We start from the raw sequence: 9,869 nt of genomic DNA, 5'->3' as shown, positions 1-9,869 counted from the left end.
GTCCGAGGTACTGCCTCGGACCACGGCGGCGTTTGTGCACCCGAAGGCGCAGGTCAGAGGTTGCCGCGCTTCTCCTGCTCGCGCTCGATCGCCTCGAACAGGGCCTTGAAGTTGCCCTTGCCGAAGCCCATGGAGCCGTGGCGCTCGATCATCTCGAAGAAGACGGTCGGCCGGTCCTGGACCGGCTTGGTGAAGATCTGCAGCAGGTAGCCGTCCTCGTCGCGGTCGACGAGGATCTTCAGCTCGCGCAGGGTCTCGACCGGCACCCGGGTCTCGCCGGCCCACTCGCCGAGGGTGTCGTAGTACGAGTCGGGGGTGTCCAGGAACTGCACACCGGCGGCGCGCATCGAGCGGACCGTGGAGACGATGTCGTTGGTGGCGAGCGCGATGTGCTGGACGCCTGCGCCGCCGTAGAACTCCAGGTACTCGTCGATCTGCGACTTCTTCTTCGCGATCGCCGGCTCGTTGATCGGGAACTTGACCTTCAGCGTGCCGTCGGCGACGACCTTCGACATGAGGGCGGAGTATTCGGTGGCGATGTCGTCGCCCACGAACTCCTTCATGTTGGTGAAGCCCATGACCTCGTTGTAGAAGCCGACCCACTCGTTCATCCGGCCGAGCTCGACGTTGCCGACGCAGTGGTCGATGGCCTGGAAGGTCCGCTTGGCCGGCGGCTCGACGATCGGCTTGGCGGCGGCGAACCCGGGGAGGTAGGGGCCGTCGTAGCCGGAGCGCTCCACCAGGGTGTGGCGGGTCTTGCCGTACGTGGCGATGGCGGCGAGGACGACCGTGCCGTGCTCGTCCTTGACCTCGTGCGGCTCGGTGATGCCGCGCGCGCCGTGCTCGACGGCGTACGCGTACGCGGCGCGGGCGTCCGGGACCTCGATGGCGAGGTCGACGACACCGTCGCCGTGCGCGGCGACATGGTCGGAGAGGAAGGCGCCCCACTCGGTGGACGCCTTGATCACGGAGGTGAAGACGAAGCGGGCGGCGCCGTTGGTCAGGACGTAACTCGCGGTCTCGCGGCTGCCGTTCTCCGGTCCGGAGTAGGCCACGAGTTTCATGCCGAAGGCGGTCGAGTAGTAGTGCGCGGCCTGCTTGGCGTTGCCCACGGCGAAGACGACCGCGTCCATTCCCTTGACCGGGAAGCGGTCGGCCTGCGCTGCGGTGTCAGGGCTGGTGTGCAGAGTCTCAGTCATGTTCGAAGGCTCTCCCCGCATCGCAAGGTGCGCAATAGTTCGCGCATTCACTGGTCAATATGTGCAGCCGATCGCCATGATGGCCGGACTATCTGTACAGGGTGACCACCGAAGGCGGGTTCATGGCGATCGATCATCTGGACGGCCGGCTCATCGTGCTGCTCGCGCGTGAGCCGCGCATCGGCGTCCTCGAAGCATCGCGGCGGCTCGGGGTGGCGCGCGGGACCGTGCAGGCGCGGCTGGACCGCCTTCAGTCGAATGGCGTCATCCGGGGGTTCGGCCCGGACGTCGACCCGGAGGCGCTCGGCTATCCGGTGACCGCGTTCGCCACACTGGAGATCAAACAGGGCCAAGGGGCCGACGTACGGGCGCATTTGGGCGGCGTACCGGAGGTGCTGGAGCTGCACACCACCACCGGGCACGGGGACATGTTCTGCCGGCTCGTCGCCCGTTCCAACGCCGATCTTCAGCGGGTGATCGACCGGGTTGTCGGATTTGATGGCATTGTCCGGGCCTCCACGGCGATCGTCATGGAAAACCCGGTTCCGCTGCGGATCATCCCGCTGGTGGAACAGGCGGCCGAGGACACCGACTAGGCCTGATCCGGACAGCAGGCCGCGGGCCGAGGGAGTGCCGTGTGAGCTTCTGGGAGTATCTGAACACCCGCCACCAGCAGCTCCTCACGGACGCGTTCCAGCACGTCAGCGCGGTCTTCCAGTGCATGGTCATCGCCACCGTGCTGGGCGTGGTCATCGGGGTGGTGAGCTACCGCAGCGGCTGGGGCGGTTCACTGGCCATCACCTCCACGGCGACGATCCTCACCATCCCGTCCCTCGCCGCGATCGGTCTGCTGATCCCGCTGGTCGGCCTCGGCGTCGCGCCGACCGTGATCACCCTGACGCTGTACGGGCTGCTGCCGATCGTCCGGAACTCCATCGTCGGGCTGCGCGGCGTCGACCCGTCGCTGGTCGACGCGGCGACGGGCATCGGGATGTCGCGCACGGCGCGGCTGTGCCGGGTGGAGCTGCCGCTCGCCTGGCCGCCGATCCTGACCGGGATCCGCGTCTCGACGCAGATGCTGATGGGCATCGCCGCCATCGCCGCGTACGCCTCCGGGCCCGGCCTCGGCAACGAGATCTTCCGGGGCATCGCCTCGCTGGGCAGCGCCAACGCGATCAACCAGGTCCTCGCGGGCACGCTCGGCATCGTCGTCCTCGCCCTGCTCTTCGACGCCGCGTACGTCCTGCTGGGACGGCTGACCATCCCGAGGGGGATCCGTGCCTGAGACCGAGACCGATCCCACGGTGACGACGGAGGAGGGGGCCGCGGCCTCCTCCGGGGCCACGATCCAGCTGGAGAACCTCACCAAGAAGTACCCGGGCAACCCGAACCCGGCCGTCGAGAACGTCTCGATGGAAATCAAGGCGGGCGAGACCGTCATCTTCGTCGGTCCGTCCGGCTGCGGGAAGTCCACCACGCTGAAGATGATCAACCGGCTGATCGAGCCGACCTCGGGCCGGATCCGGATCGGCGACGAGGACGTCACCGACATCGACCCGGTGAAGCTGCGCCGCAAGATCGGGTACGCGATCCAGTCCTCCGGCCTCTTCCCGCACATGACGGTCGCCGACAACATCGCGCTGGTCCCGAAGATGGTCGGCTGGTCCAAGTCCCGGGTGAAGGACCGGGTGGAGGAGATGCTCGACCTGGTGGGCCTGGACCCGCGCGAGTTCCACGGCCGCTACCCGCGCCAGCTCTCCGGCGGGCAGCAGCAGCGGGTGGGCGTGGCGCGGGCGCTGGCCGCCGACCCTCCCGTCCTCCTGATGGACGAGCCGTTCGGTGCGGTCGACCCCATCACCCGCGACCACCTCCAGGACGAGCTGATCCGGCTCCAGCACGAGCTGCACAAGACGATCGTGTTCGTCACGCACGACTTCGACGAGGCGATCAAGCTCGGCGACCGGATCGCCGTACTGCGGGAGCGGTCGCACATCGCGCAGTTCGACACCCCCGAGGCGATCCTCACCAACCCGACGGACGACTTCGTCTCGGGTTTCGTCGGCGCGGGCGCGGCCCTCAAGCGGCTCAACCTCACCCGCGTACGGGATGTGGGCATCGCGGACTTCCCGACGGTGACGGTCGAGGACCCGCTCCAGACGATCTTCAACAAGCTGCGCAACGGCCCGCACAACGAGCTGCTGATGCTGGACCGCCGCAACCGCCCGTACAAGTGGCTGCGGCGCGGCGATCTGATGCGGGCGCGCGGTTCGCTGGCCCGGGCCGGGCAGTTGGTGCACGACACGGTGACCCGGGACGCCACGCTGCACGACGCGCTGGAGGCGGTGCTCACCGACAGCGGGGGCCGGGTCGCGGTGACAGGGCGGCGCGGCGAGTTCATCGGGGTCGTCGACATGAAGACGCTGATGGACAACGTGCAGGAGCTGCTGGAGGCCGACCGGCTGACCGCGATGGAGCACCAGCACGAGCTGGAGGAGCAGCGCGTCCACCAGACGGAGCAGGAGCTGGAGGGGGGTGGCAACGGAGTATGAGCCCCAGCCACCCGTCCGGCTCCGGCAAGGGCCCGGCCGCCCCCACTCGGCCGCCGGGCGAACACGACGTCAAGGGCCACGCGTTCCACGACGAGGAGAGCGACCCCTCCCCCGCCCCGGCAGCGCCGGAGCGCCGGATCACCTGGCGGAAACTGGCGCTCCTGCCGGCGGTGCTGGTGGTCGTCCTGGCGATCACGTACGTCTGGATCACCAACATCCACCTGGACTCGATCGCGGAGAACTCGCTGACCGGCGGCAATGTGCAGCTGCGCTGGTGGCAGCACGTGCGGCTGACGGCGATCTCCACGTTCTGGGTGCTGATCATCGCGATCCCGCTCGGCATCGCGCTGACCCGGCGGCGACTGCGGAAGGCGGCCCCCGCCTTCACGGCCCTGGCCAACATCGGCCAGGCGACCCCGGCGATCGGTCTGCTGGCGCTGCTGGTGATCTGGCTGGGCATCGGGCCGCGTACGGCGATCATCGGCATCGTGATCTACGCGGTGCTGCCGGTGCTCTCCAACACGGTGGCGGGTCTGCGGGCGATCGAGCCGAACATGATCGAGGCGGCGCGCGGGATGGGGATGTCCGGGCGGGGCGTCCTGCTGAAGGTGGAGCTGCCGCTCGCGGTACCGCTGATCCTGGCGGGCGTCCGTACGGCCCTGGTCCTGAACGTCGGTACGGCGACGCTGGCGACGTTCGGCGGGGGCGGCGGGCTCGGCGACCTGATCACCTCGGGGATCCAGACGCAGCGGATGCCGGTGCTGATCATCGGCTCGGTGCTGACGGTGGTGCTGGCGCTGCTGGTGGACTGGCTGGCCTCGCTGGCCGAACTGGCGCTGACGCCGCGCGGGCTGGAGGAGCGGTGAGAAGGAAACTGCTGCTGGTGTTGGTGCCGGTGCTGCTGGTGGGCGGCTGCGGGCTGAAGAGCGGTTCGCCGATGGTGGACGACGTGTCGCCGGGTTCGGTCGGGCAGGGCGAGCCGCTCAAGGGCGCGACGCTGACGGTGACGTCGAAGAACTTCAGCGAGAACATCATCCTCGGCCAGATGACCGGCCTGGTCTTCAAGGCGGCCGGGGCGGAGGTCCTGGACCGGACGAACCTGCCGGGCTCGATCAGCGCCCGCGAGGCCATCATCAACGGCGACGCCGACTCCCAGTGGGACTACACCGGCACGGGCTGGATCACCTTCCTGGGCCACGCGGAGCCGATCGTCGATCCGAAGAAGCAGTACGAGGCGGTACGGGACGAGGACAAGGGCAACGGGGTGATCTGGCTGCCGCCGGCCCCGCTCGACAACACGTACGCGCTGGCGATCAGCAAGAAGAACAACGCGAAGTACAAGCTGAAGACCCTCTCGGACGTGGCGGCGCTGGCGAAGAAGGACCCGGGCGCTGTGACGATCTGCGTGGAGAACGAGTTCGCCTCCCGCGACGACGGGCTGCCCGGCATGGAGAAGCGGTACGGGATGAAGATCCCGGCGGGCAACATCCAGAAGATGGACGCCGGGATCATCTACACCCAGGTGTCCGAGTCCAACTCCTGCCTGCTGGGCGAGGTGTTCACCACCGACGGCCGGATCAAGGCGATGAACCTGGACGTCCTGGCGGACGACAAGAACTTCTTCCCCAACTACAACGCCTCCCCGGTCGTCCACGAGGCCACCTTCGAGAAGTACCCGGTGATCGCGGAGCTGCTGGATCCGCTCGCGAAGAAGCTGACGACCGAGGTCGCGCAGACGCTGAACGCCAAGGTGGACGTGGACGGCGAGGACCCGCACGAGGTGGCGAAGGAGTGGCTGGTGGCGGAGGGGTTCATCGAGGAGGGGTGAGCCGGAGCGAGTTACAAAGGAATCACTGCAAAGGTCTCGTTGCAAAAAAGCCTTGCAAAGGTTCCTTTGCATCTCTACGGTTGAGGCATGCCGGAGAACGAGAGCACCCCTCGCCCCTACCACCTGGGCGGCGACGACCGGAAGCTGCACACGGTCGACGCCCGCACCCTGCGCGCCATCGCGCACCCGCTGCGGATCCGCCTGCTGAACGCGCTGCGCGAGTTCGGCCCGGCGACCGCCTCGAAGCTGGGTGAGCGGCTGGGCGAGTCGAGCGGCGCGACCAGCTACCACCTGCGCCAACTGGCGGAGTCCGGACTGGTCGAGGACGCGCCGGAGCTGGGCAAGGGGCGCGAGCGCTGGTGGCGGGCGATCCACGACGGCTCGACCTTCGACAGCGCCCTTTTCCGGACGCACGACGACCCGGAGGTACGCGGAGCCATCGACGTCGTCCTGCACGAGACGGCCACCACCCACGCCCAGGAGCTGAACACCTGGCTGGGCACGATGGACGAATGGCCGGAGGAGTGGCAGGAGAGCTGGGACCTGAGCGACTTCAAGATCCGCCTCACCCCGGAGCTCGCCCTGGAACTGTCCCGGAAGATGCACGAACTGGTGGAGAGCTACCGCGGCACCGTCCCCGAGGACACCGAGGGCTCGGCCGTCGTCCGCACCCACCTGCACGTCTTCCCGCGCCCCTCCGAATGACCGCGCCGCGCCCCGCAACTCCCCGCGAATCGAAGGGAAACCCGTTATGCACGCCGACGTCCACCACCTCCTCCACACCATCGAATCGGCCGAACTCCGCTCCGAGGCAGGCGAGTTCCGCCTCCCCCGCACCAGCCTGCGCACCCGGGTCGGCTGGACCCTGGTCGAGGTGGGCCTGCGGCTGACGACTCAGGGCCGGGAGGCGGCCGCGACCGCACCTCGCGCCGCCGCCTTCCGTCCGGCGTAGCCACCGGCTCGGGGAACCATCGATTCGGGGGGAAGAAGAACCATGGGGAACCGCACCCCTATCGCCGCCACGCTCGCGGCCAACTCCATCTCCACCGCAGGCACTTCACTGACCCTGATCGGCGTCCCCTGGTTCGTCCTGGAGACCACCGGAAGCGCGGGCCGGGCAGGGGTCGTCGCCTTCTGCGCCACCCTGCCGATCGTCGTCGCCGCACTGATCGGCGGACCGGTCATCGACCGGTTCGGCCGCCGCCGTACGGCCATCGTGTCCGACGCCGTGTGCGCGTCGGCCATCGCCGCGATCCCGCTGCTGCACTTCGCCGGCATCCTCGACTTCTGGATGCTGTGCGCGCTGATGGCGCTCAACGGGTTCGCCCACACCCCGGGCAACACCGCGCGCTACGTCCTGATCCCGGACCTGGCCGAACACGCCGGCACCACGCTCGCCCGGGCCGCCAGCCTCTTCGACGCGGTCTCGCGCGGGGCCAGGATGGTCGGCGCGGCGCTGGCCGGGGTCCTCATCGCCTTCGTCGGCGCGGAGACGGTCCTGCTGCTGGACACGGCGACGTTCGGGCTGTCAGCCCTGCTGGTCGCCGCAGGGGTACGGGGTGTGCGCGCGGCCGAACCGCGGAAGGCGGAGGCCCCGGTCTCGCTGCGCGCCTACGGCTCCGAACTCCGCGAGGGCTACGCCCACTTGCTGGGAAACCGGCTGCTGCTGGCGGTCGTGGTGATGGTGATGTTCATGAACGGCACCGACCAGGGCTGGAACGCCGTACTGCTCCCCGTGCACGCCGGAAACGAGCTGGGCGGCGCACCCGCCATCGGGCTGCTCACCGCGATGTTCGGGGCGGGCGGTCTGGTGGGGGCCCTGCTGTACGGGGCGGTGGGGCACCGGTTCTCGCGCCGGGCGGTGTTCACGGTGTGCGTGATCCTGTGCGGCGCGCCCAGGTTCCTGGTCGCGGCGGTGACAGGGACGACGCTGCCGCTCGCGGTGACGATGCTGCTGGGCGGGATCGCGGGCGGCGTGCTGAACCCGATCCTGACGACGGTGATCTACGAACGCGTGCCGGACCGGCTGCGCAGCCGGGTCTCGGGGGCGCTGACGGCGGGCTGCGAGTTCGCGATGCCGGTGGGCGGGCTCGCGGCCGGGCTGCTGGTGGAGGGCGCGGGGGCGACGGGGGCGCTGCTGGCGATGGGCGGGGTCTACTTCCTGGCGACGTTGAGTCCGCTGGTGTTCCCGTCCTGGCGGACGCTCGACGAGGGGCCGGTGGCGGGGGCCGTACAGGAGGCACCGGGGGCGGAACCCGTACCGCCGGCATCGGCACCGGCACAGGTCAGCAGCTCGGGACCTTCCCGCCCGACTCCAGGGCCTTGAGCGAGCCGACCGCGTCCTTCAGCGTGGAGACGGGCACGATCCGCAGCCCGTCGGGCGCCTCGGCCTCCGCCTGAGCGCACTCGGCCTTCGGGACGAGGAAGACGCTCGCCCCGTCCCGGTGGGCGCCCTGGGCCTTCATCGACACCCCGCCGACCGCGCCGACCTCGCCGTCCGCGGTGATCGTCCCCGTACCGGCGACGGTGCGGCCACCGGTGAGGTCACCGCCGGAGCCGTTGCCGTCGAGCTTGTCGATGATGCCGAGGGAGAGGAAGAGCCCGGCGCTCGGCCCGCCGACGTCGCCGAGGTCGACTGCCACCCGCATCGAACCGGGCTCGCGGTCCAGGTAGTTCAGGGCGGCGTCGACGGCGACGTTCTGCGACTCCTTCATGTCGTCGAGGTTGTGCTTCTCGATCTCCTTCTCGGAGCCGCCGGTGGGGTAGACGGCGTCGCGCGGCATGACCGCCCGGTCGGTCCGGAACCAGCTGTCGAACACCTCACCGATACGGACGTCCGCCTTCGGCCCGGTGGCGAGGATCGTCGTCATCCGCAGCTGCCCGTCGGTGGGCCGGGTCTCGGCGCCGGTGATGGTGATCACCGGCCGCCCGTCGTCCTTGCCGAGCACATCCGCGGTCACCCCGGGCCGCGCCAGGGTGAACGGCAGCGGCGCGAGGGCCGCCGTACCGAACAGGGCGAGGACGGGGAGCGCGCAGAGGGCGAGGACGCGGGGGCGCGAGAGACGAGAGAGCACGCACCCAATCTAACCGCCGCCCCGGAACGGGAACGCGCCAGGCGTACGCCGCCGGGGGCGCTCCAGACCCCGTACGCCCCGTACGCGTACGAGTACGGGTACGCGTACGGATACGGGGCGTACGGGCGTGGGTACCGCCTACCGCAGCGCGTCCGCGACTTCCCGGGCGGCGTCGAGCACGCGGGGCCCGACCCGTTCCGGTACGGCGTCGGCGAGCATGACGACACCGACGCTGCCCTCCACGCCCGAGACCCCGACCAGGGGGGCGGCCGCCCCGCTGGCGCCGGCTTCGAGTTCGCCGTGGGTGAGGGTGTAGCCGGGGTGGCCGGACTCCGTCGTCTGCCGGGCGGACAGGATGGCCCGGCCCGCGGCGCCCCGGTCCAGGGGGTGACGGAAGCCGGCCCGGTAGGCGACGTGGTAGTCGGTCCAGGTGGGCTCGACCACGGCGACCGCGAGGGCGTCGCTGCCGTCGACGAGCGTGAGGTGGGCGGTGGCCCCTATGTCCTCGGCCAGGGAGCGCAGCGCGGGCAGCGCGGCTTCCCGGACGAGCGGGTGCACCTGTCGGCCGAGTCGCAGCACGCCGAGGCCGACCCGGGCGCGGCCGCCCAGGTCGCGGCGTACCAGGGCGTGCTGCTCCAGGGTGGCGAGCAGCCGGTAGACGACGGTCCGGTTGACACCGAGCTTGTTGGACAGCTCGGTGACGGTCAGGCCGTGGTCGGTGTCGGCGAGCAGTTTGAGGACGCGCAGTCCTCGGTCGAGCGTCTGGGAAGTCTCCGCTGTCACGACGCCCTCTCCTCTTCGGGGTGAGCGACGACGGCCCTGCTCCTGAGGTTGCGACGCCGGTCCCAGCGGCGACGCACGGAGAGGCCGCCGGTCTGGCAAGGCACCGGCTGCGCTCCGCGGCGGCGTTGCCACGGGGCGTTCATATGGCGGGGACAGTAGCGAGCCGGTCCGCTCAGCGGAAGTCCTCGTCCAGAATCCGGTCTCCGGACACGGAGCCCGGAAACGGCACACGCATAAGGGCCGGTCAGCGGGACGGCGTCCGGTAAGCGAACATCTACGCGCGTTCACGTGTCACGACACGGTCGGGGTGACACGCCCACGGATGTGAACCAGCGTTAACAGCGTGTGAACAACCACCGGAGAAATTTCCCGGAACCACCGCCCGGAAACGCGACCCCGCCGCCCGGAAAGCCGTCGGCCCGTACGGAGAGGAAAC

11 protein-coding genes are annotated in these 9,869 nt (G+C 69.9%); 8 read left to right on the top strand and 3 right to left on the bottom strand.

The features are described 5' to 3' along the window. Positions 1-53 precede the first annotated feature (53 nt). Positions 54-1,199: a 4-hydroxyphenylpyruvate dioxygenase gene (gene hppD, locus ACFWM7_RS29730; protein WP_118905734.1), complete on the bottom strand. Its 1,146-nt coding sequence runs from the start codon at positions 1,197-1,199 to the stop codon at positions 54-56. Positions 1,200-1,321: 122 nt separating this feature from the next. Here hppD and ACFWM7_RS29725 point away from each other — a divergent pair, with 122 nt between their 5' ends. From ACFWM7_RS29725 to ACFWM7_RS29690, 8 genes are all read left to right on the top strand, one after another. Beyond that, entirely contained in the window at positions 1,322-1,795 is a 474-nt protein-coding gene (locus tag ACFWM7_RS29725; protein WP_383266345.1) for an Lrp/AsnC family transcriptional regulator, read from the top strand. A 41-nt stretch (positions 1,796-1,836) separates the two neighbouring features. Next, positions 1,837-2,484: an ABC transporter permease gene (locus ACFWM7_RS29720; RefSeq protein WP_205085124.1), complete on the top strand. Its 648-nt coding sequence runs from the start codon at positions 1,837-1,839 to the stop codon at positions 2,482-2,484. After that, entirely contained in the window at positions 2,477-3,748 is a 1,272-nt protein-coding gene (locus ACFWM7_RS29715) for a betaine/proline/choline family ABC transporter ATP-binding protein (RefSeq protein ID WP_383266341.1), read from the top strand. The genes ACFWM7_RS29720 and ACFWM7_RS29715 overlap by 8 nt, the downstream gene beginning before the upstream one ends. Next, positions 3,745-4,614 carry an ABC transporter permease gene (locus ACFWM7_RS29710; RefSeq protein WP_383266338.1) on the top strand — a complete coding sequence of 290 codons (870 nt, stop codon included), beginning with the start codon at positions 3,745-3,747 and terminating at the stop codon, positions 4,612-4,614. The genes ACFWM7_RS29715 and ACFWM7_RS29710 overlap by 4 nt, the downstream gene beginning before the upstream one ends. Beyond that, complete coding sequence (locus ACFWM7_RS29705; protein ID WP_383266336.1) at positions 4,611-5,576, top strand: glycine betaine ABC transporter substrate-binding protein; 966 nt, start codon at positions 4,611-4,613, stop codon at positions 5,574-5,576. Before ACFWM7_RS29710 ends, ACFWM7_RS29705 begins: the two co-directional genes overlap by 4 nt. A gap of 87 nt (positions 5,577-5,663) precedes the next feature. Continuing rightward, positions 5,664-6,281: an ArsR/SmtB family transcription factor gene (locus ACFWM7_RS29700; protein ID WP_383266334.1), complete on the top strand. Its 618-nt coding sequence runs from the start codon at positions 5,664-5,666 to the stop codon at positions 6,279-6,281. A gap of 46 nt (positions 6,282-6,327) precedes the next feature. Further along, the gene (locus tag ACFWM7_RS29695; RefSeq protein WP_383266332.1) at positions 6,328-6,528 is read left to right on the top strand and encodes a hypothetical protein; all 201 of its coding nucleotides are present in this window, start codon (positions 6,328-6,330) and stop codon (positions 6,526-6,528) included. Positions 6,529-6,570: 42 nt separating this feature from the next. Next, positions 6,571-7,902, top strand: a complete 1,332-nt coding sequence (locus ACFWM7_RS29690; RefSeq protein WP_383266329.1) for an MFS transporter — start codon at positions 6,571-6,573, stop codon at positions 7,900-7,902. Here ACFWM7_RS29690 and ACFWM7_RS29685 read toward each other — a convergent pair. After that, a complete protein-coding gene (locus ACFWM7_RS29685; RefSeq protein ID WP_383266326.1) occupies positions 7,862-8,650 on the bottom strand; it encodes a S16 family serine protease in 789 nt (262 codons plus the stop codon). The genes ACFWM7_RS29690 and ACFWM7_RS29685 overlap by 41 nt on opposite strands. A 138-nt stretch (positions 8,651-8,788) precedes the next feature. Further along, positions 8,789-9,433 (bottom strand): helix-turn-helix domain-containing protein, encoded by a 645-nt coding sequence (locus ACFWM7_RS29680; RefSeq protein WP_164620270.1) that lies wholly within the window; start codon positions 9,431-9,433, stop codon positions 8,789-8,791. Positions 9,434-9,869 lie beyond the last annotated feature (436 nt).

This window comes from Streptomyces sp. NPDC058375 (assembly GCF_042723425.1).
GTDB classification, from domain to species: Bacteria; Actinomycetota; Actinomycetes; order Streptomycetales; family Streptomycetaceae; genus Streptomyces; species Streptomyces durocortorensis.
Note: the sequence above shows the minus strand (reverse complement) of the source record. Positions and strands in the feature narration are given on the sequence as shown.

What these genes read in the sequence shown, in the direction of transcription:
- hppD (WP_118905734.1), bottom strand. Translation starts at nt 1,199, where the DNA reads ATGACTGAGACTCTGCACACCAGCCCTGACACCGCAGCGCAGGCCGAC.
- ACFWM7_RS29725 (WP_383266345.1), top strand. Translation starts at nt 1,322, where the DNA reads ATGGCGATCGATCATCTGGACGGCCGGCTCATCGTGCTGCTCGCGCGT.
- ACFWM7_RS29710 (WP_383266338.1), top strand. Translation starts at nt 3,745, where the DNA reads ATGAGCCCCAGCCACCCGTCCGGCTCCGGCAAGGGCCCGGCCGCCCCC.
- ACFWM7_RS29700 (WP_383266334.1), top strand. Translation starts at nt 5,664, where the DNA reads ATGCCGGAGAACGAGAGCACCCCTCGCCCCTACCACCTGGGCGGCGAC.
- ACFWM7_RS29695 (WP_383266332.1), top strand. Translation starts at nt 6,328, where the DNA reads ATGCACGCCGACGTCCACCACCTCCTCCACACCATCGAATCGGCCGAA.
- ACFWM7_RS29690 (WP_383266329.1), top strand. Translation starts at nt 6,571, where the DNA reads ATGGGGAACCGCACCCCTATCGCCGCCACGCTCGCGGCCAACTCCATC.